The organism is Apibacter raozihei (assembly GCF_004014855.1).
Lineage (GTDB): Bacteria > Bacteroidota > Bacteroidia > Flavobacteriales > Weeksellaceae > Apibacter > Apibacter raozihei.
On the sequence record NZ_CP034930.1, the window covers coordinates 2,194,238 to 2,219,966 of the forward strand.

At 35.8% G+C, this 25,729-nt stretch carries 18 protein-coding genes and 1 tRNA gene; 13 read left to right on the forward strand and 6 right to left on the reverse strand.

Annotation, left to right across the window (positions count from 1 at the left end; genetic code table 11):
* Positions 1–14: 14 nt before the first annotated feature.
* The gene (locus EOV51_RS09780; RefSeq protein ID WP_128152289.1) at positions 15–1,715 is read right to left on the reverse strand and encodes a T9SS type A sorting domain-containing protein; all 1,701 of its coding nucleotides are present in this window, start codon (positions 1,713–1,715) and stop codon (positions 15–17) included.
* A 315-nt stretch (positions 1,716–2,030) separates the two neighbouring features.
* On the opposite strand from EOV51_RS09780, the gene purB reads away from it, so the two are divergent.
* Positions 2,031–3,458: an adenylosuccinate lyase gene (gene purB, locus EOV51_RS09785; RefSeq protein WP_128152291.1), complete on the forward strand. Its 1,428-nt coding sequence runs from the start codon at positions 2,031–2,033 to the stop codon at positions 3,456–3,458.
* 100 nt (positions 3,459–3,558) lie between these two features.
* On the opposite strand, the gene EOV51_RS09790 is transcribed toward purB, so the two are convergent.
* From EOV51_RS09790 to EOV51_RS09800, 3 genes are read right to left on the reverse strand one after another with little or no spacing between them, the layout of a single operon-like run.
* Positions 3,559–4,329, reverse strand: coding sequence for an enoyl-CoA hydratase/isomerase family protein (locus EOV51_RS09790; protein ID WP_128152293.1), 771 nt, complete (start codon positions 4,327–4,329; stop codon positions 3,559–3,561).
* 42 nt (positions 4,330–4,371) lie between these two features.
* A complete protein-coding gene (locus EOV51_RS09795; protein WP_128152295.1) occupies positions 4,372–4,686 on the reverse strand; it encodes a hypothetical protein in 315 nt (104 codons plus the stop codon).
* 2 nt (positions 4,687–4,688) lie between these two features.
* Positions 4,689–5,687, reverse strand: coding sequence for a cation diffusion facilitator family transporter (locus EOV51_RS09800; protein ID WP_128152297.1), 999 nt, complete (start codon positions 5,685–5,687; stop codon positions 4,689–4,691).
* A gap of 237 nt (positions 5,688–5,924) precedes the next feature.
* On the opposite strand from EOV51_RS09800, the gene EOV51_RS09805 reads away from it, so the two are divergent.
* From EOV51_RS09805 to EOV51_RS09830, 6 genes are all read left to right on the forward strand, one after another.
* Positions 5,925–7,259: an MATE family efflux transporter gene (locus EOV51_RS09805; protein WP_128152299.1), complete on the forward strand. Its 1,335-nt coding sequence runs from the start codon at positions 5,925–5,927 to the stop codon at positions 7,257–7,259.
* A gap of 7 nt (positions 7,260–7,266) precedes the next feature.
* On the forward strand, positions 7,267–7,584 hold the full coding sequence (locus EOV51_RS09810) for a hypothetical protein (RefSeq protein WP_128152301.1): 318 nt from the start codon (positions 7,267–7,269) through the stop codon (positions 7,582–7,584).
* Positions 7,585–7,642: 58 nt separating this feature from the next.
* A complete protein-coding gene (fsa, locus tag EOV51_RS09815; RefSeq protein ID WP_128152303.1) occupies positions 7,643–8,299 on the forward strand; it encodes a fructose-6-phosphate aldolase in 657 nt (218 codons plus the stop codon).
* Between the two features lie 197 nt (positions 8,300–8,496).
* Positions 8,497–9,564, forward strand: coding sequence for a reverse transcriptase domain-containing protein (locus EOV51_RS09820; RefSeq protein ID WP_128152305.1), 1,068 nt, complete (start codon positions 8,497–8,499; stop codon positions 9,562–9,564).
* 88 nt (positions 9,565–9,652) lie between these two features.
* Positions 9,653–10,543 carry a 3-hydroxyacyl-CoA dehydrogenase family protein gene (locus tag EOV51_RS09825; protein ID WP_181951026.1) on the forward strand — a complete coding sequence of 297 codons (891 nt, stop codon included), beginning with the start codon at positions 9,653–9,655 and terminating at the stop codon, positions 10,541–10,543.
* A 114-nt stretch (positions 10,544–10,657) separates the two neighbouring features.
* Positions 10,658–12,049: a DHA2 family efflux MFS transporter permease subunit gene (locus tag EOV51_RS09830; RefSeq protein WP_128152309.1), complete on the forward strand. Its 1,392-nt coding sequence runs from the start codon at positions 10,658–10,660 to the stop codon at positions 12,047–12,049.
* A gap of 78 nt (positions 12,050–12,127) precedes the next feature.
* Here EOV51_RS09830 and EOV51_RS09835 read toward each other — a convergent pair whose 3' ends face one another.
* Together EOV51_RS09835 and EOV51_RS09840 are read right to left on the reverse strand one after the other, a co-directional pair.
* Positions 12,128–12,865, reverse strand: a complete 738-nt coding sequence (locus EOV51_RS09835; protein WP_128152311.1) for a hypothetical protein — start codon at positions 12,863–12,865, stop codon at positions 12,128–12,130.
* Between the two features lie 336 nt (positions 12,866–13,201).
* Positions 13,202–15,643, reverse strand: a complete 2,442-nt coding sequence (locus EOV51_RS09840) for a heavy metal translocating P-type ATPase (protein WP_128152313.1) — start codon at positions 15,641–15,643, stop codon at positions 13,202–13,204.
* A 168-nt stretch (positions 15,644–15,811) separates the two neighbouring features.
* Here EOV51_RS09840 and EOV51_RS09845 point away from each other — a divergent pair.
* The 6 genes from EOV51_RS09845 (at position 15,812) to EOV51_RS09870 (ending at position 25,645) form a co-directional block, all read left to right on the forward strand.
* Positions 15,812–15,883, forward strand: a tRNA-Arg gene (locus EOV51_RS09845).
* Positions 15,884–16,230: 347 nt separating this feature from the next.
* On the forward strand, positions 16,231–18,138 hold the full coding sequence (locus EOV51_RS09850) for a type VI secretion system Vgr family protein (RefSeq protein WP_128152315.1): 1,908 nt from the start codon (positions 16,231–16,233) through the stop codon (positions 18,136–18,138).
* Positions 18,139–18,145: 7 nt separating this feature from the next.
* Positions 18,146–19,198 (forward strand): hypothetical protein, encoded by a 1,053-nt coding sequence (locus EOV51_RS09855; RefSeq protein ID WP_128152317.1) that lies wholly within the window; start codon positions 18,146–18,148, stop codon positions 19,196–19,198.
* Positions 19,199–19,267: 69 nt separating this feature from the next.
* Positions 19,268–20,152: a hypothetical protein gene (locus tag EOV51_RS09860; protein ID WP_128152319.1), complete on the forward strand. Its 885-nt coding sequence runs from the start codon at positions 19,268–19,270 to the stop codon at positions 20,150–20,152.
* Between the two features lie 14 nt (positions 20,153–20,166).
* The gene (locus EOV51_RS09865) at positions 20,167–24,459 is read left to right on the forward strand and encodes a PAAR-like protein (RefSeq protein WP_128152321.1); all 4,293 of its coding nucleotides are present in this window, start codon (positions 20,167–20,169) and stop codon (positions 24,457–24,459) included.
* 13 nt (positions 24,460–24,472) lie between these two features.
* Positions 24,473–25,645: a hypothetical protein gene (locus EOV51_RS09870; protein WP_128152323.1), complete on the forward strand. Its 1,173-nt coding sequence runs from the start codon at positions 24,473–24,475 to the stop codon at positions 25,643–25,645.
* Positions 25,646–25,729: the final 84 nt, after the last annotated feature.

Sequence of the window (25,729 nt, forward strand, 5' to 3'; positions counted from 1 at the left end):
AAGTTAGATATAAATTAGTTTTTAATAAATGGTTTATTTATTTTGCCTTTAGCGTAATGCAAGGTCATAAAATAAGAACCTTTCGGAAGGGTAGAAACAGTAACCTTAGGCGAAGTAATGTTCTCTGAAACTAAAAGTCTTCCGTTGGTATCGAAAATTTCTATTTTAGTGATTTTTTCTTTTGTATTTATGTATAGAAAATCAGTAGCCGGATTAGGATATAAGGTAACCTCGGTTTGTGTTTTTATTTCATTGGTAGCTAAACTTAAAGAAGAACAATCCGTTGTAATTTTCTTTGTTGAATACGATGAAAATATATTTTTAACTTTCTCCAGTTCAATATCATCACAGCAAATAGAGATAAATTGTGAATAATTTGTCGAAGTTATACTATCTAGCCACAGGTCAGAAACACCATTTTTTATGATGAAATTTTTTATAGTATTATAATATCCTGATATTGAAGATATTTTTGTAGAACCAGATAAATCGAGTGTATTGAGAAATAAATCAGAAATTTGAAGATTTATTAAATCTGGGTTTTGTGTTAAATTCAAAGAATCTATATTAATAAATCTTAAATATAAATGAGTTAAAAGGTGATTATTAGAAAGATCTAAGATAGATGAGTCATAAACGTAAAAAGTAGAATTATCAATATTCAATTCCTTTAAATATATATTTTTTGTTAAATTAACCGGAGTATTAAATTTGTTATCTTTTATAATCAAATATTTCAAATTCGGTATATTTTTAGATAAATCCAATGAAGACAGCTCATTTTTAGAACAATCTATGTATTCCAGTTGAGGCAGATCTTCCAGAGTTAATGTTTTTAAACCTCGCGAGCTTACATTCCAGTCATATTGAGTATGTGAACAATCAAGTCTTTCTAATATAGGTAGATTTTTTATAGTTAGTGATTTATTATCGACTTGTGAATCTGTATCTCTTAGTTGAAAATTTTTCAATTTAGGTAGTTTTTCAAGGTGTGTGAATTTACTATCCAGAGAAACGGAATCCAGAATGGGAAGATTTTTTATAATGATAGTATCTGCATTTGCTATAATTTTTTTTAGTTTTTTAAAGTCATAAAAATTTAATTTATCATAAGTATCTATTAAGCCGGAACTACCAGAGCCTAGCTGAAAAGTATAGGAACAGTTCAAATCTTCCAGATTAGGGGCCTGACTATAAGATATTTTTATTGGGGCATCTACAATTTTTAGATTTGGTAGATATTCGGGTAATTGTATAGTAATCGGATATACTTTGTAAAAATAGTGTCCGTTTATAAAATATAATTCTTCCAGATTCGTAAATCCGGTAGCATTTATAAATCTATAAAGACAACCAGTACAATTACGAGGATTGAGACCCTCATATTTAAATACCCGGACATTAGTAAAATAAGTCAGCTCAGAAGAAAAATCTTTTTCTGACGTGCTATTAGCAGGTATAGATGTAGGGTAAATATTATTCATCCCCACCTGTAGCTGGTACACATTTAGCGCTTCCTGAAGGGAAATTTCCCCGTCTCCGTTGGCATCAATAGCCATAGGATTGCCATTAATATCTTTGGCTACCTCATTTTCAGTTGATGAAGATATCAGGTGCTTTTTAAGAATATCGTTAGAAAATTCAATATTCTGTGCATTTATACCTCCCCAAACATTCAAAAAAATTAATAAAAGAATGTGTACTTTTTTTTTCATATATTATTTTATCAATGAATTTAGATTAAAAACAATAGGTTATTTTATATTAAGTTTTAGTTTATTTTATAAAAAAAACTTATTTTATATTAGCATATTTTTAAATTTAAATATTAAAAAAAAGCTTATATTATTATTTAACAATTGATTATAAGGATAAACTCTATATAATTAAGTGCTAAATTTTTAATATGCTAAGATATTAAAAAATCAATGTTTTTGTATAACTTTATTTAGAATAAATTGAATAATTTGTTTTTAAAACAATTCAATTAAGAATGCGTATTTTTGAAAAAATTTTAAAGTAACTAATTTATGGATAAGTATCAGAATCCTTTAGAAAGTCGTTATTGTAGCGACGAAATGCTATATAACTTTTCTCCTGATAAAAAATTTACAACCTGGAGAAAATTATGGGTAGCATTGGCAGAAGTCGAAAAAGAACTGGGTTTAGATATTTCTGATGAACAGATTAAAGAACTTAAAGATAATGTTTCCAATATAGATTTTGCTCAGGCGGCAGAATACGAAAAAAAATTCAGACATGATGTCATGGCTCATGTGCATGCTTATGGAGATGTAGCTCCTAATGCCCGTCCCATTATTCACTTAGGTGCAACTTCTGCATTTGTTGGAGACAATACCGATTTAATTCAAATCAGGGATGGATTTGAATTAATAAAGAAAAAACTGGTTAATGTTATTAACGGGTTACACAAGTTTGCTTTAGAGTACAAAGACTTGCCTACCTTAGGGTTTACCCATTATCAGCCTGCACAATTAACAACGGTTGGAAAAAGAGCAACTCTTTGGTTGCAATCCGTTTTGCTTGATTTGGAAGAATTAGAATTTCGTATTCAGACTTTACGTTTCAGGGGAGTAAAAGGTACCACAGGAACAGCTGCCAGCTTTAAAGAATTGTTTAATGGAGATTTTCAGAAAGTAAAAGATTTAGATAAAGAATTATCCGGCAGATTTGGATTTTCTAATGTTTTTAAAGTAAGTGGGCAGACCTATGACAGAAAAGTTGATGCACAGGCATTGGAATTACTTTCCAATATCGCGCAGTCTGCACATAAATTTACCAATGATCTCAGATTATTACAAAACCTTAAGGAAGTAGAAGAACCTTTCGAAAAAAATCAGATAGGTTCCAGTGCAATGGCGTATAAAAGGAATCCTATGAGATCCGAAAGAATTTCTTCCCTTGCTAAATTTGTTATTTCCTTAGCTGCATCACCAGCTATGGTTGCTTCCACCCAGTGGTTTGAAAGAACTCTTGATGATTCGGCTAACAAAAGATTAAGTATTCCTCAGGCTTTTTTAGCTGTTGATGCCATATTAATTATATGGAATAATATTTTAGATGGAATGGTTGTTTACCCTAAAATGATCGAAAAGCACATTCATGAAGAACTGCCATTTATGGCAACGGAATATATCATTATGGAAGGTGTTAAAAACGGAGGCGATAGACAAGAACTTCATGAAATTATCCGTACTCACTCTATGGAAGCTGCCAGACAAGTGAAAATGGAAGGGAAATCCAATGACCTGATTGAGAGAATTATTGAAGATCAACGGGTTAATATAGATAAAAACAAACTCGTTCAATTGTTAAATCCTTCTAATTTTATAGGTTTTGCATCAGAACAAACCGTTGAATTTTTGGAACACGAAGTTCAGCCAATTCTGGATAAGTACAAAGATTTATTAGGTATTAAAACAGATTTAAAAGTGTAATTATTTTTTAAATCTCTCTCAAAAAATACATATCTTAACTCAAAATTTAACCTGACCGGATACTTTCCGGTTAGGTTTTTAATTTTTTTAAAAAGTTTATTTAATTAAAATTAGGTTTTCTCTTTTCTACAAATGCTGAAACGCCCTCTTTAAAATCATGGGTTTGAAAAAGATTACCGAAAAGATCAATCTCCTTATCAAATCCTTGCGGGCTGTCCGAAGCCTGAATAGCTTTTATAGCATGAGTAATGGCAGTAGAAGAATTTTTTGAAATTTTCAATGCCAGTTCTTTAACTCTGGGTAATAAGTTTCCCTGAGAAGTCACTTCATTAATTAAACCAATTTCCAAAGCTTTTTGAGCGGTTATCATTTCAGCTGAAAGAATAATCTGGTTAGCCCATCCTTTTCCTACCAGCTTAGGTAATCTTTGCGTGCCTCCGTATCCGGGTATAAGACCCAGGGTAACTTCAGGAAGCCCCATTCTTGCATTTTCAGAAGCTATTCGTATATGACAGGCCATTGCAAGTTCCAGTCCGCCACCCAGTGCAAAACCATTTATAGCAGCAATTACCGGTTTGGATAAATTTTCAATTTTGTTAAAAACAGTTTCGTGAATATTTTCAGCAAACTCATTGATATGCCCGGCATCCAAATCTAAAAACTCCTTTATATCAGCTCCAGCTACAAAAGATTTATTACCGCTTCCGGTAATAAAGATTACCCGAGTGTTATTGTCTTCTTCCAGCATGGTAATGCATTCGCTTAACTCCGTTAAAGTTGCTGAATTAAGTGCATTTAACTGTTGAGGTCTGTGAATGGTAACCGATGAAATTTTGTTTTCCTGCGAAACCAGTAAATTATTAAAATTCATAACTTTTTTAGTTTTGTTAAGTTTTCAGGAAAGATAAGAATTTTATTCTGAAAATTCTTTTTTTAAAGTTTTGCTTCTGTAGTTACCTACAAGCAATAAAATTAATGTAAAAAGTCCTGTTTTAAAATAGGAAAACTGATAGCTGGATACCATTAAATGTAACCAGTCGGTAAAGTTCATTTCTCCAGTAAAAATAAATTTGGAAGTATTATAATGATCCAGAAAACAATAAAGAAGAAAGTCAGCGATACACATAACTATCATAAACAAAACAGTAAAAGTTAACGTATATCCTGTTTTCCCTAATGATTTAAATATCTTTTCTTCAATAGCTAGATAAGTTTTTCTTTTTGCCATGATTATTCATTTTCTAATTTATGATGTTTATCGGTTTCAATATTTTCAATCGTCCACTTGATTTTTTCTTCAAACGGATGTTTTCTATATAAACAGTTGGTTTTATTACAAATCTTGCAGGAAAATTTTTCACAACAATCATCCACATGAACAAACATTTCAAACCGGTCCCCGAAATTGTCTTTAATAATTTTTTCTAAATGCTCCAGCTCATGCTTGGCTTCTCTCAGGTTAAAGTACCAGGGCATTGTTAAATGACAATCCAGGTGAAGGCTGCTTCCATATTTAATAAAACGCACATTATGAATATCTATCCAGTTAGGGTTTCTATTTTGTTCAAGCGTATCAACCAGTTGTTTTATAAGTTCCTCATCCGCCTCATCCATAATTCCGGCAAGAGATTTACGAACGATTTTAAACCCGGTATAAATAATTATACCTCCAAAAATAAGTGCAATAATGCTATCCAGCCAATAGTATCCGGTGAAATACATTAAAATAAGCCCAATAACCAAACCAATCGTAGAATATGTATCGGATTTTAAATGCTCTCCTCCCGAAATAAGAGCCAGAGAATGGTTTTTTTTACCTTTATTTACTGCGGCAACTCCCAGTAGATAATTTACCAGTCCGGCAATCGAAACCAGAATTATTCCGTAATCCAGCTGGGAAATGGTGTGTGGAGTAAATGCATTTTTAGCTGCTTCATAAATAATCAGTAATCCGGCCAAAGAAATCAGTCCTCCTTCAATTCCTGCTGAAATAAATTCGATTTTTCCATGTCCGTACGGATGATCTTTATCTCTGGGTTTGGAAGAGATATAAAGGCTGTACAAAGAGAATAATCCGGCCAGCACATTTATAGTGCTTTCCAGAGTATCTGTTAAAATGGATACCGAACGGGTGAGATACCAGGCAACAATTTTGAAACCAAATAAAAGTATCCCTATAATAACTACAATTTTTTGAAAAGAATAATTTTCTTTTGCGGAATTGTTCATAATAAATTCAGGCTTAGATTAAAATAATAGATGCAGGGCAAAGGTAGTATATTTGTTTAATTAAAAAATTATCTATGATTATAAATAATAACACGTATCCTGGGATAAATGTATCAGTGATATAAAATTTATAGAAATAAACAAAGTTTAAATAAATATATAATATAAAATTAAGTACTGATTTTTTTACTTCTCTGTTAAAATTAGTACCTTTGCAGGCTCTCATAATCAGAAATAATGAAACTTAAAGAACATTTTAAAGCCAATACGAAATTAGCACTCCCTGTAGTTATTACTCAGCTGGGGCAGGTTTCCGTAAATTTTATAGACATCATCATCATTGCAGGACTGGGTGAAAAAGCTATTGCTTCCGCCTCACTCGCAACCAGTGTTTTCATTATTTTTTTAGTTTTTTTACTAGGATTTTCTTATTCTATGTCTCCTTTAATATCCTCTTCAGTTGCAAATAACAACAACGAAAGAGTAGCTAAAATTTTCACACATGGAATGACAATGAATGTGACCCTGGCAATCCTCATTATCCTTTTATTGGAAATTTGTTCCCCCTTATTATATAAAACAGGACAAAACCCTATGGTTATTCCTGATGCTATAAGCTTTTTAAATATTAGTGCCTATAGTTTACTTCCTTTAATGATATTTCAGTCGTATCGCCAGTTTTCAGAAGGTATTTCTATGACCATACTGGTTACAGTAGCAACAGTAACGTCCAATGTTGTTAATGTAATTTTAAATTACGGATTAATATACGGTCAATGGGGATTACCGGAAATGGGAGTAAAAGGTTCAGCTACAGCAACGCTTATTGCCCGTATAGTCATGATGATTATTATTGTGGTGGTGTTGCACATGAACAAAAGAGCCTCCTTTTACCTAAGTTTTATCAAATTGAAAGAAATTAAAACTATTTATTACAGAAAACTTATATCTATAGGATTACCCTCCTCATTACAATCTTTATTTGAAATCAGTTCATTTGCCATAGCTGCTTTTATAGCAGGAAGACACAGTTATCTGGATACCTCAGCCCATTCGGTTACAGCCAATCTGGCCTCCATAACGTTTCAAATTTGTGTAGGGTTCGGAGTAGCGGCAACAGTACGTGTCGCAGGTTTTTATGGTGTTAAAAACCGTGACGATCTTCGTAAAGCCGGCTTGGCCAGCATGTATTTAGTTACAGCATTTATGACTTTATGCGGTATATTTTTCATTATTTTCAGGAATCAGCTTCCCTTAATTTATTTTAAAAATACACAAATTGAAGTGATCAGCATTGCCTCCAAGTTAGTCATTGTAACTGCCTTTTTTCAGATTTTTGACGGAATACAGGTTGTCAGCCTTGCCTGTTTGAGAGGAATGAGAGATGTGGTTATACCTACCTTTATCTGCTTTATCGCTTATGTCGTTTTTGCCATACCCATCGGATATTATTTATGTATCCATCAGGAAATGGGAGCAGTAGGGACCTGGATAGGATTATGTATAGGCCTGGCATTTGCCGGAACCATGCTGTTATGGCGTTTTCTAAAGCTAACTAAAACAAAGATTTGATACATCTATGATTTGCCTTTATCTGGAAAATAAGCCCGAATTGTTGTCTGTAAGCCGGGAAAATGCGCTGCCTGCACAACAATCACAGGTACTGGAAATATTCAGTAAGCTGGATTCAAAAGAGGCAATTATACTAGGTTTACTTATAAACACTCAAACTGAAATTAAAATTTATCCTTTCAGTCGTTTTGTCTGGCGTGTGGAAATCATAAAGCCAGACACTACAAAACAAAGACAACTTTATTACTCTACCCAAAAAGTAATTGGTTTAATTAAAGATCTTTACCAGGGTTTAGACGATACGGATAAAAGTGATTTGCATTAAAATACGATAAATTTTTTGCAGTTAAATCGGGATTGCGTAAATTGGTACTCAAAAAACGATGAAATTTTTTATAGATACAGCTAATTTAGCTCAAATAAAAGAAGCACAAAATCTGGGAGTTCTGGATGGTGTAACCACTAATCCGTCTTTAATGGCTAAAGAAGGAATTACCGGGAAAAGTAATATACTGGCACATTATAAAGCAATATGTGATATTGTAGATGGTGATGTTTCTGCAGAAGTTATTTCAACGGATACCGAAGGTATGCTTAAAGAAGCAGAAGAACTTTGTAACATAGATCCGAAAATTGTGATCAAAATTCCTATGATTGCCGAAGGAATTAAAGCTATAAAAAAGCTTTCATCACAAGGAATTAAAACAAACTGTACCTTGGTATTCTCTCCCGGTCAGGCTTTACTTGCAGCAAAAGCAGGAGCCACTTATGTATCTCCTTTTTTAGGGAGGCTGGATGATGTGTCTACTGACGGGCTTATTTTGATTGAAGATATTCGTATTATATTTGATAACTACGGTTATACAACTGAAATTCTTGCAGCTTCTATCAGAGGGCCATTACACATCATTAACTGTGCTAAAATAGGTGCAGATGTTATTACAGCACCATTAAATGCCATTACCGCATTGTTAAATCATCCGTTAACCGATAAAGGACTGGCTCAGTTCCTGGAAGACGCAAAAAAATTCAATGTTTAATTCTGAAGATTTAATTTATTTATAACTAGAAAAGAGTGAGAATCAAAATTTAGCATTAGAGGTGTATTCGCCTCGTTTACTGAGGATATTTAGTAGCAAGTAAAAAAGATACAAAGTATCTTTATACTTAGTTAAGTATTGATAAACATATACTTAAGTAAATATTCTCACTCTTTTTCTTAAAAAAGTTCTTGAGTATGGTATGGAAACTACTAAAGTCTTTATTCAGTACCTCTTTTCATAAAGAGGATGTTCCGGACGTGCATGCAGATACCCAAGTACAAAATAATAAAATTAATAGTAAAAGTCTTAGACCTTCGGTAGAGTATTTACTAACAAAAGATTTGGGACATTTGTGTGAACTATTGGAAATTGATAACAAAACTCAATTAGCTCCGATACTATTACATCCTGAAGAGTATTACCGAACTTTCAGAATACCGAAAAGAAATGGAAAGTCCAGGTTAATTTCCGCTCCTTTTACTCCGTTGTACCGTATACAAAAAAAAATTTATGAAAAAATACTGATCCATGCGCGTGTGCATTCTGCAGCCAAAGGCTTTTGCATAAATACTTCTATCGTACACAATGCGAAAGAGCATCTACATGCCAAAGATTTATTAAAAGTTGATATACGAAATTTTTTCCCCTCTATACATCAGAGCCGAGTAGTAGCTATCTTCAGAAATTTAGGATACGAATACACTTTAGCTTATCAGTTAGCCTATCTATGCTGTTTAAACGGAAAATTGCCGCAAGGCAGTCCGACCAGTCCCGCATTGAGCAATCTGGCTTTATTGCGACTGGATTCTAAATTAAGTGAAATAGCCGGAAACAGGCAACTTATATATACCCGTTATGCAGACGATCTTTCATTTTCAGGAAACATTTTATCAAAAAATGAATTGCTGGCTGAAATTTCAAAAACAGTTCAGGAAGAAAAATTCATTCTTAACAAAAAGAAAACCCGGTTTATAACCGGTGCTAAACGTAAAATTATTACCGGAATTTCCATTAGCTCCGGAAAATTAACGATACCCAAGAGTAAAAAGAGAGAGATTAGAAAAGTTATATATTACATAAAAACACGCGGTATAGCAAAACATTTGTTGCATATAAATTCCAAAGATGCAGAAGACTGGTATTTAGAAAAAATACTAGGATATCTGTCATTTTGGAGGGCAGTGGAACCAGAAAACGCATATGTTCTTCAATCAGTAAAATATATTCAGTCATTACGAAAACAGTTATTATATAAAAAGTAACCTTCTACTTAAAAAAGTTTGTTTTTGATAAATCTGCGAGAGAAGAATTCGTATATTTAAATTAATTATTCCAAAAATCATATAAATGATACAAAAGGTAGTTGTTTTAGGTGGTGGAACTATGGGGAATGGTATTGCTCATACTTTTGCCCAGTACGGATTCAAAGTTTCTTTAGTGGATATTTCTCATAAAATGCTTGAAGAAGCCCAAAAAAAAATAGAGAGTAATCTGGATCGGATGATTTACAAAGGAAATCTTACTCCTGAAGATAAGTTAAAAACACTTAATCATATAACCTTTCATGAATCAATGGAATATGTAGTTCCAGATGCAGAATTTATTATTGAAGCTGCTACGGAAAATATGGAGGTAAAACTTAATATTTTCAGACAACTTGATCAGCTAGCCGGACCCGGAGTTATATTAGCTTCCAATACGTCTTCAATATCCATATCAAAAATAGCCTCAGTAACCCGCCGTCCGTCCGATGTAGTGGGCATGCATTTTATGAATCCGGTTCCTCTTATGAAGCTGGTCGAAATCATTAAAGGTTATAATACCGGCTTATCAGCAATAGAAACTGTAAAACAGCTATGCAGTAAGTTAGAAAAAATTCCGGTAGAAGTAAGTGATTACCCCGGATTTGTTGCTAACCGTATTTTAATGCCCATGATCAATGAAGCCATTTACTCTTTATATGAAGGTGTTGCCGGTATTAAAGAAATTGATACGGTAATGAAACTGGGAATGGCGCATCCTATGGGACCCTTGCAACTGGCTGATTTTATAGGTCTTGATGTTTGCTTGTCCATACTTACCATCATGTATGAAGGATTCAGAAATCCAAAGTACGCACCTTGTCCCTTGCTTATCAATATGGTTACTTCCGGAAACCTGGGATGTAAAAGCGGAGAAGGTTTTTATGATTATACTGAAACAAAGAAGGCAGAGCAAATCTCTAAAAGGTTTATCAGGTAGTTAAAATTTTTGCCAATAATACACAACGGAATATTTTTTGATGAATCTTTTCTTTTTTATTATTACAAATTATTACGGCTGTGTTGAATTGCAACAGAGTTTAAAAAGTTAATTATGTCTGAGGTAAAAATTTCAAAATGGCTTCCCTGGATTGGAGCTATGGCTATCTTTATGCAATCGCTGGATGGTACTATTCTTAATACGGCACTTCCATCCATTGCACATAATTTAAACAAGTCTCCGTTGGAGATGCAATCCATTATTATAGCCTATACCTTAACTCTGGCTTTATTGATACCTCTAAGTGGCTGGCTTTCCGATAAGTTTGGTTCACGCAATATATTTATACTGGCAGTAGCTATATTTACGATAGGTTCTTTAGCCTGTGCATTATCCACTTCACTCTCAATGCTTATAGCCATGAGAATTGTTCAAGCGATAGGGGGCTCTATGATGGTTCCCGTATCAAGATTGGTACTTATTTATGTGTATCCCAAAAACCAATTATTGAAAATAATAAATTTTGTAACTATGCCGGGACTGGTAGGACCTGTTATTGGCCCTACTTTGGGAGGATGGCTGGTAGAAGTAGCTTCCTGGCATTGGATATTTTTAATCAACTTACCGATTGGAATTTTGGGTATAGTGCTGGCATGGAAAATTGTTCCTAATTACAAAAGACTTAAAGGACCCTTTGATTTTAAAGGCCTTTTTCTTTTCAGTATAGGTCTGGTATTGCTTTCACTGAGCCTTGAATTTGCCGGTGACGGACTGGCAGGTGGAATAAGCATCTTTTTATTGTTTATATTAGGCATTATTCTTCTCAGAATTTATGTATATTATTCAAAAAGAACCTCAGATCCGCTGGTCAATTTAAATCTGCTTAAAATACGAACCTTAAGAATAGGTTTAATAGGGAATCTGGTTACCCGACTGGGAATAGGAGGGGTACCATTTATGCTCCCGCTAATGCTGCAGGTAGGTTTTGGAAAAAGTCCAACGGTTTCCGGGATGATGTTGATTTTTTCAGCCATAACTACTATTATAGCAAAATCCTGGGTGGTTCCTCTGGTTAAATATTTTGGTTATAGAAAGTTATTAATGTATAATACTGTGTTTTTAGGATTAGCTATCTCTTGTTTTGCCCTTCCCAATCGGGAAACCTCATTGCTTTGGCTTATTCCTATTTTAGTAGTTTACGGAGCTTTTAATTCAGTACAAATGGCCTCCATGAATAGCATAGCTCTTGCCGATTTAACTCCGGAAGGTGCCAGCGGAGGAAATACTATGCTGTCTGTCATGCAGCAATTATCCATTAGTTTTGGTATTTCTTTAAGTGCCATGATCTTAAGAACCTATACAGCTATACCCGTGTTCGATTCTGTATCCGGAGCTTTTAAGGCCTCATTTTTGACTCTTGGAATAATTACCCTGCTGTCTGCTTTTACATTTAAATTTTTAAAGCCTCAGGATGGATCCGAAATGTCAGGAAACAGACTGAAGTAAGATTAAATTTATAGATAATTATTATAAAAAAGGTAAGTTAAAACTAACTTACCTTTCCTAGTAAACTTAATGAAAAAATTACTTTATTTGAGAAATTGTGAAAAAAGTATCCGAAGTTGGTGAAACCGAACTCAAAGCACTTACACTTAAAACGGTTTTGGCGCCAAAAGCTACTTTGTCTCCGGCGTTTAAACTTACAACACTCGATACTTTGCGTATCGGCGAAGAAATGTTTCCCAGGCTAATTCCTAACACGGATATGTTCAGGCTGGTAAAAGTTTCTTCTGCAATCAGAGTGGGGGATTTTGTTCCTACAGGAGTAATAAATATTCCTATGCCCGTATTAGCATTAGCAGAAAGTCCCAGAAAGCTGCTGTCCATGGTAAATTGTGCATATAAATTATAAATGCCATCTTCAGGAGCCGTAAATTGATAGGTGGATATATCGAAACCATTTCCAATATTAAATCCCGGAGAAGCTACATTATCAAAATTAATGGTTCTCCATCCGCTTAATAAATTTAATCCCAATACAGTACTTTTTGATTTGCTGCAACCTCTGACAAATATGCGGGGCATTTTAACAAATTCCGTAACCTCTCCCCGTTTAACGTATCCGTCTCCGTCAATAGTTATGATTTGTTTTACACTTTTAGAAGTTTTAGTAGAAGATGTAGTAATTTGGTCGGCATCGCGCATTCGTATCTGTCCTACAACATCCAGCATGGCTGTAGGCTGATCTGTTCCTATGCCCACCTGAGTGTACATAGCTGTACATAGGGAACAAGCCCCTAAAGTAAATAAAAGTTTTTTCATGTTAATAAAAAATTAAATAGTAATACTCGTTTTAAAGAATACTGGAGTATTAATTTTTATTGAACAAATATACAATATATATTTATTGAATAATTATATAAATAATTGATATTTGTTATAATTACCAATCAATATGTATAAATATAATTTAATTGTAAATAGTTATAACTAGCTATTCATAAATCTGATGTAAGTATAGGCGATAATAAATATGTAAATAAAAAAACTCAAATTTCTTAATATTTATTAAGAAATTTGAGTTTATTATTAATCGAAAAAGTACAAATTTGCCTTTAAATCCATAAATAAAGGATAGAAAAAGGGTAGCGTATAAGGCTACTTTTTAAGCTTCAGAAGCAAGCTGTTTGTCACAACACTTACACTGCTGAGGGCCATGGCAGCACCAGCAATCATAGGGCTCAGAAGAAACCCGTTTACAGGATATAGAATTCCGGCAGCAATAGGTATCCCTATCACATTGTATATAAAAGCCCAGAAAAGATTTTGTTTAATTGTAGTAACAGTTTGTTTCGATAATTTTATTGCCTCGGAAACTTTTATTAAGTCACCGGAAATAATGGTCATTTTAGCGGTATCCATAGCTATATCCGAACCTTTTCCCATTGCAATGCTTACATTTGCCTGTGCTAAAGCTGCACTATCATTTATTCCGTCTCCTACCATAGCTACCACTTTTCCCTGAGTTTGTAATTTTTTCACAAAATCTATTTTCCCCTGCGGAGATACAGCTGATTCGTAATTTTTGATTCCTGTCTGCGCTGCAATAGCTTTTGCAGTTGAAGCATTATCTCCGGTTAGCATATAAACCTCAATATTTTGTTGCTGCAATAAACGGATAGCCTGTGTTGAAGTTTTTTTGATCTGATCTGATAGGGCAAGGCATCCTAAAACTTTCTCCTGGCTGGCAAAAATGATGACGGTATTTGCCTGTTTTTCTTTTTCATCAATCCAGGTAACTACTGATTCAGGTATTGGAATTTTTTGCTCGTTGATTAGTGAGGGATTTCCTACCCAATAGTTTTTATTTTGATAACTTCCAGATATCCCTTTACCGGATACATTTTCAATTTTCAAATCATTGATAAAAGTAACAGCTTCCGCAGATAAATAGTTTACCACAGCATCAGCCAGCGGATGTTCGGAAGATTTTTCAATGCTGTACAGGATGCTTTTCATTTGCGTATCGTCATCAGCCAGCCAGAAACAGTCATTCACTGTGGGTTTGCCTTCGGTAATGGTACCTGTTTTATCCAGGATCATAGAAGTTACATTTTTAGTGGTTTCCAGACTTTCGGCATCTTTAATAAGTATTCCTTTTTCCGCTCCTTTACCTACACCTACCATAACCGCTGTAGGCGTAGCCAATCCCAGCGCACAAGGACAGGCAATTACCAATACGGTAACGAAACACTGTAGTCCGTAGATAAAACCGTGGCTGCCCCCCCAAAGGATCCACAAAAGCAAGGAGAGTAAAGCCACTGAAAAAACTACCGGAACGAATATACCGGCTATTTTGTCAACTAATTTCTGAACCGGAGCTTTACTACCCTGTGCTTCCTGTATGGTTTTAATAATTTGAGATAAAAGAGTATCACCTCCTGTTTTCTCAGCCCGAAACTGAAAACTTCCCTTTTGATTTATTGTGCCTGCAAATACCTGTGAGTCTCTGGTCTTTTCTACAGCTATTGGTTCTCCGCTAATCATGCTTTCGTCTACAAAGGAAGAGCCGGAAGTAAGGATTCCGTCAACGGCTATTTTTTCGCCGGGTTTCACCAATAAGATCATTCCCGGTTTTACCGTAGCTACCGGCATTTCCATCTGATGCCCGCCTTCATGAACAACCGTAACGGTTTTTGGTTGTAAACCCATCAGCTTTTTTAAGGCGGAAGAAGTGTTGCCTTTGGCTTTTTCTTCCAGAATTTTACCTAATAGAACAAAAGTGATCACGACAGCTGAGGCTTCAAAATACACATGAGATTCTAATCCCCGGCTGGTCCAGAATGAAGGAAATAAGGTATTAAAAACGCTGAATATATACGCAATACCTGTACTTACGGCTACCAGAGTGTCCATGTTGGCAGAACGGTGTTTGGTCTGCTTGTAGGCTCCTATAAAAAACTGCCTTCCGTAAAAAAACACGACCGGAGTTGCTAACAGCCACATGGCGTAGTTTGCCCACCAGGCATGCATCAGTCCGGGAGTCATTCCCAATACTACTAAAGGAATGGAAAACACAACGGCTCCCAGGGTTTTGGCTTTTAACTTTTTAAAATTATTTTTGTGTATATCTTCCAGGGTATCCTGGGCTTCTTCACTTTCATCAATGAGCAGATCATAGCCAGCTCCCTGTAATGATTGTTTTAACTGTTCGGGACTTATAAGGCCGGGAATATATTCGACAGAAGCGGTTTCATTGGCGTAGTTTACCGAAGCTGATATAATTCCGGGCAGTTGTTTAAGAATATTCTGCGAACTGTTGGCACAGGATGCGCAGCTCAGCTTCATTACCGGGAAATTTTTTTTCACGGTGGACACTTCGTATCCCAGGTCGCGTATTTCTTTTACAGCTTTGGGGATAGCCTCCGCCAGATTATCAGACGTTATTTTAGCCCGACGGTTATTCAGTTCTACCTGATGCTCCGTAATTTCCGGAAGTTTTTCCAATCCTTTTTCTACCACTAAGGCACAATGTTCGCTGTCTACATTTTCCAAAGGAATATAAACGGTATTCTTAGTATGTATATGTGTGTTATTCATGGGGTTGTATTAGAGTTAATTAACTACTAACGGTCAAAAGTTATTCCGTTTTTAATTAAAACAAAGGTAAAAGTTAGGTTTTGAAAATTCCTTATACAATTATGGATGAAATTTATACTATGCATATTTCCGATAATTTTTATACTTTTGCAAAATCAAATTCAAAAAAGCCTCATAGTTCAATGGATAGAACAAAAGTTTCCTAAACTTTAGATGTGAGTTCGATCCTCGCTGGGGCTACAATCTGAAATATAAAAAACCATCTGCAATCCAGATGGTTTTTTGTATGGAGTCTGCCAGGCCGGAGTCAAACGTACCCGCTAGCCTTTTTTTATTTTTATATCCCTATGCGAATTTATAATAACTCAGTATAAATTTTGAAAAAATAAATGCCTGATTCTTAATAACTAAAGAAAAAGAAAATAATTTTTATAGGGATAAATTTCCTGTTATTTTGTTTAATTTGTATAACATTGTTATAATTTCTAATAAAAATTTAATATTATTTTTATTATTATCTTAAAATAAGTTTTAATTTTGTTATTTAAATAATTTAATTTTTTTATAAATTTTAATAAACTGATTTCATGGAAACTTATGATCCCGAAGATTTTGCCGGTCTTCCGTTTCGCCTTTTACCGGAAGAAGAAGAAAAAAAATATTACGCCCGCTACGGAGGCAGTAAAGACAGCCAGTATGGAGACTCTCAGCTGGTGTCAGTGAAAGTACAGATTAACGGAAAAGACTATTTTGAGCAGACTCATGTTCAGCTGGAACTTACACAGAGCATTTATGGAGAACATCAATTTCAATTAACCGCCGATCCGGATGAATTCGGAGAAGGTTCCGCCTATTTATTACAGCATTCCCGTGAGCATTTGGGGAGTCGCATTACTCTGCAATTCCGTCAGTCCGGATCTACGGCTTCAGTATTTACCGGTATTATCACCCAGTTGTCCACAAGCAAAAAGGACGGCATCAAGCAGGTCATTCTTAGGGGGAAATCTCCCTCTATGCTCATGGAGAACGGACGGCACTGTCGCAGTTTTGAACAAAAGACCCTGGAAGAAATTATAAAACAGGTAAGCCGGAATTATCCGCGGAACCTGATACAGTTTGATGTGAATCCTAACTATAAAGAAAAGCTGGCGTATACTACGCAGTATAACCAGAGTGATTATCAGTTTCTGCAATCTCTGGCTGCGAGGTATGGGGAGTATTTTTATTATTCCGGCGAGCAATTTATCTTTTCAGCCTGGGGAGGTAAAATTGTGGAATTGGTAGAAGGGGAAGACATCTATGATTTTGAACTGAAGATGGAAGTTCAGCCTCAGAAATTCAGCTATACCGCCTACGACCCCCAACAGGGAACCTCTTATACAACCGCTTCCCAAAATCAGAGAATACAACCCTCGGAGAATCCTTTCCAGCAATTTGCCCAGAATGCCTCCGAACAGATATTCAATGTAGAGCCCACGGGGCATTTTACTCAGAATCTTCTGCCTCAAAATCAGCTGGATATGCAAAAAACGATGGAAAGGGAAGGAAAGAAAAGGCAGAATCTGGTTTTTATGGAAGCCACGACCAATCATCCGGGTTTACAGGTAGGAGATATAGTCAAAATGATGGCCTGGATGCCGGGGCATGAGACCTTCAAATCCGGGAAAGTTCCGATAGAATCCTATAAAATAATAGAAATCACCCATCGTTTTGCCGATGGAGAAGGGTACAGTAACAGCCTGATAGGAGTTCCGAGGGATTTGACGGTTCCTCTACTATTTGAAGATACTCTTTTCCCTAAAGCAGATCTGCAACATGCCACTGTAACCGATAATCAGGATCCGTTAAAGATGGGGAGGGTACGGGTACAGTTTGTCTGGCAGCAGACCGACAACGAGCAAACTCCCTGGATACAGGTAATACAGCCCCATGCAGGAACAGGCAAAGGAACCTACTTCAATCCGGAGATAGGGGAAACGGTGTTATGTGCGTTTCAGGGGGGTAATGCGGAATGTCCTATTGTATTAGGAACCGCCTATAACGGAGGAGAGATTGCAGCGTACTACACGCAGGGGAATGATGTTAAAGTGATACAAACGAGAAGCGGAACCAAGATCATTTTTAACGATGCTGAGGGACAGGGCTCTATATTGATCGAAGATCCTAGTGGAAATACCCTGTTTTTAGATGGGGAAGGGAATATAAAGGTTCATGCACCCGAAACCCTATTTATGGATGCCAGGAATGTAGTGGTTTCCGCTTCCCAGAATATTAGCCTGAGTGCCGGAGAAAATATATCTGTGATGGCAGGGGAAGATTATAACCTGGCGGCTACCAATATTTTTGAAAGTGCCGGATCCTACAGGGAAAGTAAGGCCAAAGAAATAGTTGAAACCTCAGAAAAAGGAACTTATTCAGCCGATACAGATTTGGTACGTTTGGAAAGTGGTTCCATGGTGAAGTCCAATAGCGCGCAACAAACCAGTTTACATTAAAAAAGTCATGTTTGAAGGCAAAATCATACGAACTATTGGGGGAGAAAGTGTAAAAAAGGCAAGTTATTCCCTTAGATTAACAGCTACTCAGAGTGACCTCACTTTTAATTCACCCACCCAGGTAGTAATTAACGGAAAGCAAGGAGGAGTAGAATATAGGAATGATTATGTTCCGGAAAAGGAGGAAGATAAGATTACTGAAGTTATCCAGTTAGAAATTACCAAGGAAATTACGGGATATACCCTTCAGGATTTGAAAGGGTTTGAAAAAGCCGTAGTGAAAACCAATGGCGATTTTGGTATTTCCTATTATGATACAGCAGTGATTGTTCCTACCTATAAAACGAATATAAAAAAGGTAAAAATAACTAAAGACGGTAATATTTTATCTCAGGAAACAGCCGGAGAATTTGATGTAACCCGGGATGCCTGGTATTATTTAGGAGCTACAGAATTTAAAGAGTATAATATACCCGTAGAGGGTAAATATAAACTTTTAAACAGAGCTTTTGTCCCCTCCAGTTACACTGAAAATTTATATGATACTATTGAAGTTGCCAATTATCCAAAATTTACCATTTTTGGAGCTCATGCCAAAGCCTATATTCTGACTTGTTCCGGAAACAGAAAGATTGCTGCCCAACCATTAGAAACAATGCAAACCCTTGACGGAAGAAAAATTAGCGGAACCAGGGCAGACCCTGGATTTGCAACAGATGTCATGGTGCATATAGGAGGGTATTATACGGTGGATATATTAGGGAAACGTTTGGGAGGATCCTATGGTTGTTTTGGTTTTATACAAAAAGAAAATATTTTACTTACTCCCGAATTGGCAAGAAAAGCATCTGAAAGTTTAGATCCGTCAAGCTTAGATCCGAAAAGTAATGCTTTTGCAGTGCATACATCCAATAGTGCCTGGAAAAAGATTACTAATCAAATTGATACTTTGTGTGCTCAACGAAAACTGCAAATTCTATTGTTGGACAGAGATGAAACTAAAAACTATATTCCTGATGAAATTTTATATATAGATGCTTATATCCCTGTCGAATCCTGATTGTGATCATTTTTTTGATCTACGGGATTGAATACGTTTTGTTGAAGTGACCTAATATGTAAATAAGCGATGCAAGTAAAGGACTGGAAAAATACACGGATATATAAAGTAAACCATACGTTGGAGGTAAAGGAACGCTCACAAAACAAGCAGAGCCGAATTACTTTTGATATGGGTATTGGCTGCCTTTCGAAGGAAGGCAGCATTCAAAGAATTTTTACCAAAGAAAATTACCGGATAAATTCGCAGTTGCCTAACGATCATCATATTCGTTTAGTGTGTGATCTGGAGCAAGCCCTATATCCGTTGGTGATAGAAGTCAGCCCCTATGAAAATTATGAAAGAATACCCGCTTTTGGCTTATGGAAAAATGACTGGTGGAAAAAGTCGGAGGAATTTTTAAAAAATAAATATGAGGGAGACTTTGCTGAAAATTTGCGGAACCAGTACCGGGAAATGATGGAAACAGAAGAAAAACTGAAGCAGAAAATTCAGGAAGAAGCGTTCTGGCGATTGTATTTTTTAGGTATATCTGAAGAGCAAAAAGAGAAATCCTGCCGTTGGAATATACTGAAGGCCGGAACCCTGTATTTTCAGGGAGCCGTTCAAACGGAAATCAAAGAAAATGAAGTTTTTTCCCGGTATACCGGAATTCCGGAGCTCTGGGAAGATAATTTTACGGAGAACCTTAACAGACTTTTGAAAATTAAAAAAAATACGCCTTTATTTCTTACTGCGGAAAAGTTAAATGCCGATTGTACGGTTACGGCGCATTGGGAAAAAAATACGGGAAAATTGCTTGCCAAAGCTGCAGATGTAAAAGTGTATTCTATCGATCAGGAGTATTCTTATTCAGAAAAAATAGAAATTAACTTTCATAGTATAAGTATGAGGGAAATTACGCATCCCCGCTCTTTTTCTTTTCAGCTTTCTGAAAAAGAAGAAGATATATAAAACAGTACATTCATATGCCAGATAATAAATCAAAAATTACCGGAGTTATCGTAGTGGAAGGAGCGAAAATGAACTGTTCCCTGGGTAACTTATCTCAAGTGCCCCTTACGGTAAATCATAAAGAAGATGATAAATATTTTATCAACCAGAAGAAAATAGCCACCTGGCGGGAGGAAAGCATACAACACATGAATTTTGGAACTTGCAAAAGAAGTAATCCACAGCCTGCCTGCACTCCTGATATTTCCTGGAAGGATTATTACGAAAATGCAGAATTCGGAAAACAAAAAATACTGATTGATCAATCCCGGGGGACATGTAAATATAAAGGGACGGTAACCATAGCCCAGCATGGGCAGAAAAGCCAGCCTTCTTCCCAGCTATATAAAAAAAACAATAAAAATTCCTATGAAATTTTTATGCTCAGCCCTCAAGTGGCTGCTACCCAAGGCAAACAGCCACCTTCCGTAAGTAAAATAGATCTGGTGGTTTTACCTTCCAAGGTTATTCCTGCCAACCGGGAAGTAGCTTTTGAAATAGGCGGAGCCCTTAAAAAAATTACGCTGGTTGCTACCGTGGGTAAAAAAGATGATAAAAGCCTGGTTAGCTGGGCAGTATATCGGGGCGACGATCAAAAAAACAGGATAAAAACCTATCTGGAACACGGAAGCACGTTAAATCTGAATCTGGAAGAGCTGCCCGAAGGCAAAACCACCATTTTCGGATACGGAAAAACGCCTTCCGGAGATTCTACCAAAATAATTATCAACCGCAAGCACAATCAGCTGGAAGGGATTGGGGTAAGCCTGTCGGGAGTTCCTATGGAAATTGCAGGAACCGCACCTAAAAAAACTCCGGTGCTCTTTACCCCCCAATATAGCTTTCCTCTTCCTGCGAAAAAGGGTTTCCCTATTAACTGGAAAAGAAAGACTAAATGGACCATTGCGGATGACAAAGGAACGATTTTATATTCCAGCGCCTTGGGGCCATTGTCCAGCTACCCCCAGGGGCTTGTTGCTATAAGTACCGCAGAAGAAACCTTAGTTGCCATGTTTATCAACAGCGGAAGTTATCAGGTTACCCTGGAAGATTTTACCTTTAGTTCAGTCACGCAGGTGTCAGTGAAAAAAACACAGTCGGTTACGATAAAAAACCGTACAGCCGGAGCCATCCTAAATAAAAGCGGTGACTCTTTAAAAATACGGAAAAACGGCCGTATCCATCTGGAAGCCTCCGGTATTAAATTTGATTACGGATTTGAAGGATTGGGACAAAAAGCCTACTGGCATGTACAGAAAGATAGCGGAAAAATTATTAACTTAGGACTTCGTAAAGATGTGAACATGACCGTTTCCCAACTGATAGAAGAATTTAAAAAGCAGCAGGTGCTGATTAGCAGTCCGTATGGACTTTATAAATTTCAGATTGACGGGGAAGAAAAAAACCTGATATCCATTGGCAGCACTTCAGACACGGCAGTAGTAGAGGTAGGTAAAAACCGCATGGAAAGCATTGAAGGCCCTGAAAAAATACCGGTGGGAGCTCAGGTAACTTATAAAATTAAAGCGTTAATGTCTTTGGCAGCCGGCGAGTCTGTTGCGTGGGCCCAGCCCCTGGCTCCGTTTATACAATTTTCCTTATCCGCAGACCGGAAAGAAGCCCGGCTGCAACTCAGCCAGCAGGGAAAGGCGCATTTGTCTGCTTCTTTAGAGGGGGCAGAGGTAAGCTCGCAGCCTATACAGAAAACAGTGGAGGCTTCCTATGTTTTTTTGAAAAAGGCCCTTTGGTGTTACAGCAACGGAAAGCGAAGAGCTGAAACGGGCTGGGAGGAATCATGCTTTATTCATGTATCTTTGGAAGGGCTTACACGTACTCCCGTTAAGCTCAGGGTATGGGTAGCACATCCCGAGGCCGGAAAAGAAGCAAGTATCGCTAAGGATGCCTGCCTGCTCAAAGAAATGGAGGCTACCCTGAATGATAAGGGAAGCTGCCAGGTACCTTTTATTGCCGATAAGGAAATCAAAGAAAAAATACAGAAAGTTATACCGGAAGAAAATAAGCAGGTTTCGCTATTTTTTACACTGGAGTTTACCGCAGGGGAACTCTTGGACTTATCTGACATCCCGCTGATACATCAGGAAAACAAGCAGGAAGTACCCACGGTAGCAACTCAAGGGAAAATCCAGCACCTGGTGCTGGACCCTGACGAAGACCTGAAACTGCCGGCAGTTCCCCGCATAAAAGCCATTAACTTTTCTAATGAAGCCGCAGACGATATACAGGTAGGGGTAACCCAGTACGGGAAAAAGCATAAAATCTGGATACACACCGTAGGTATGCCCAAACAAAAGCTGGTCGTCATAGTATATAAACAATTGCTGAAAGAAGATTTGAAGGAGACCTACAACCATAAAGAAAAAGCTTTTGCCGCTACGGCACAGGTGAAAAAATATGAAGCAAAAGAAGTAGGAGCCGACGGCTTATTGACACTGGATTTTACTCCTGAGAAAAAGGATGCCGACGGAGACCCTCAATTGTTCTATGTGGCAGTGTTTAAAGAACAAAAAAATGAGAAAGACGAAACGGTTTTGATGGAACTAGGCTCTCAGCTAAAATCATTGGACAGCCTTCCGTTTGATCAAGAGCTTAATAAAGATGCCTCGCAGGTAGGTATTGTAATGCCTACTCTGGAAGAAGGTCAAACCCCTACGGCGGAACAGCTGAAAGCCATTGTTTCTAAATTTTTCCATTTTTATAACCCGCTCTATGTGTCTGAAACCGGAACGATAGAAGACCAGCAGGTTATTTCTCCGGTATTGGTAGAACGGGGAGAAAGTAAGAAGGTTGGAAAGTGCCCAAGGTGTAACGCCCCTGTAACAGCAGAAGAACTTAAACAAATTTTCTCAGGAGCTTCTAATGAAACTTTAACCGCTGTAGCTTCTGTATACACAAAATATATGGAAGATATGAAAATGAATACTTGTTGGAATAAAGCTCATTTCTTTGCACAGGCAAGAGTAGAAAGTGGAAAGAATTTTATGATAGGACATGGAGAAAGTTTTAATTATTATTGGGAAGATTTAACTGATGGAAAATTTCCACCTTTTACTACAGCTGAAGGAATAAAGAAAGCAAAAGAATGGGGAAGAAGTGTAAAGAAAAGAACAGACCCAGGATATGTTGCTGTATCTGAAGAAAATCAAAAGAAAATTGCTGAATATATATATGGTCCTGGTGTTGTCAAGGGGAAGGAGTTGGGGAATACTCAAACTGGAGATGGTTGGCAGTTCAGAGGTAAAGGACTGATACAGTTGACTGGTAGGTCAAACTATACTAAAATCAATGCATATTGTAAAAAATATAACGAATTAGGAGATATAGTATTAAATAGTGATTTATTATTAGAAGTAGAAATGGCAGTATTTAGTTCAATGGCATATTGGCATATGAAAGCAATATATAATGATGCTAATGGTAAAAAAGATACTAAAGCTGCTTGTAAGAAAGTAGGAAATGATTTAGCAGTAAAAGACGAAGAGGGAAAAAACTCTAAAAACCATATAGAAAAACAGAAGATGTTTGATAAGTATTCTTCTGTTGCTTTTCGTATAGATGATTGTCTATGGGGGGAAGTTAAAGATGGTTTAAAATTTGATAATTCTGACCTAAAGATACAACAGGGTATAGATTGGCTATTGACTAAAGCTATTGATCAGTCAGAAGTGGGAATCAAAAATTATAAAGTGAAATATGCTAATGATTCAAATCGGACCTCTGAATCAGGAGAAAATACCATGGATTGTTCAGAATTAGTATGCCGTTATTTACAGAAAATTGAGTGGAGTGAAAAAGTAATGGGAGGAAACACTAAATTATTACATGAGTTTGCTGAGAAATATCCTGAATATTTACAGAAACATGATAACTTAGATTATAAACCCCAAATAGGAGATATTTTTATTTGGAAAAATAAAAGCGGTGGAATGGGACATACCGGAGTTATTATTAAATATGAAGAAATTCAAAATAAAAAAGGAGGAACTGATGAAGTAGTCACAACTATTGAAGCTATAAGTTCTACTGAAACTCCATATGATTTAGATAAAAATATTTCCATGAATGGAGTTATTAAATTAAAATGGCTTCGAAAATCAAATCACTTACTCAATCACTCACTAACAAATAAAAAAGGGCATAGTGTAACTCCTTGCCGATTTTACACTCCTTTAATACATTATACAAAAGCAGATAAGAAAATTATATGGAAAGGTAATTCTGCTAATTTTGAAATAAAAAATAAAAATTAATAAAACATTCAGCATGAAAAAAAATATCCTACTATGTTTGGTTTTAATGATTTTATTTTCTTGTCAAGGGCAAGAGAATAAAACTGTAAAAAACACAAATAGTCGAATTAATGATACTATGCAAAATAAGTTAAATATGATTAATATTGATCTAAAAGAAATAGAAAAACATATCAAATTACAAATGAATGTTACATGTGGGGATGTTTTTGATCCAGCACAAGAATATACACCAACAAAAGAAGATCTTGATATAATGCTTCCTTTATTGGAAAAGTCTTTGTTTAACAGTGGATATAAAATTCCAGACTATTCCCTATTTAAACAAAAAATTCAGGAAGGATTTGGGGTTGATATAGATAAAACAAAAGAAGATATAATAATTTTATATTATAATGACAGGTATAATGTTTTAAATGATTATGTTTATGGTAATACATATAATTTCTGCATGTCTAATTTATTTATAGATAAAAAAAGAAGAATTATTACTCCAACAGTTTTATTATCTGATTTAATAAAAATAAGTGATAGTAAAACAGAAGATTATGCAATTAAGCAGAATTTAAAAGTCCTGTCCTTAAATAAATATCTTTTTTATGAAGATAAAGCGAGCCTTACTTATTTATTATCCAGAGATACAGATTTTACAAAAGAGTTATTGGTTTGCTTTGGATATGATAAAGAAGAAAAAATAAACCAGTTAGTATTAGGGGAATTATATAATATGTATTCAACGCTTAGAGAAAATTATAAATTAGGAGAAGTCGTATTTGTAAAAAACAAGAAAGGGGAAATGAAAATACGTGAGGGAGTTTTAAAGACAATAGCGAATAATACTTCAGAAAATAATAATGACTGGTTATATGCAATAAACGATTTTGGATATCGTATCTATTCTAAAGACTATAAAGAAGAGTATGAATATAAAAATCAATTTACTTTAGAAGAGAAAAGAAAAATAGTAGCTTATATTCTTAATACCTATGCACCGTTATATCATAAATATATAGTAAAACATGAAGGAAAAGCTAATTGGGATCCAGGTAGTATTTTAGAAAACTTATGCGCAGAAGATAACAAACTGAAAGATTATATCATTAGTCAAAAATATTATGGATTACCCAATTTAAAAGTTGAATTAGCAATGACTCCATGCCCATGGGAGCCTGCAGACCCAGATTAGTAGAAATTAATCACTAAAGGTTATATTACTGGCGTTGTTAGAGCAGAATGTAGTTAAAAGTCAGATACTCTAAAAGCATATTCA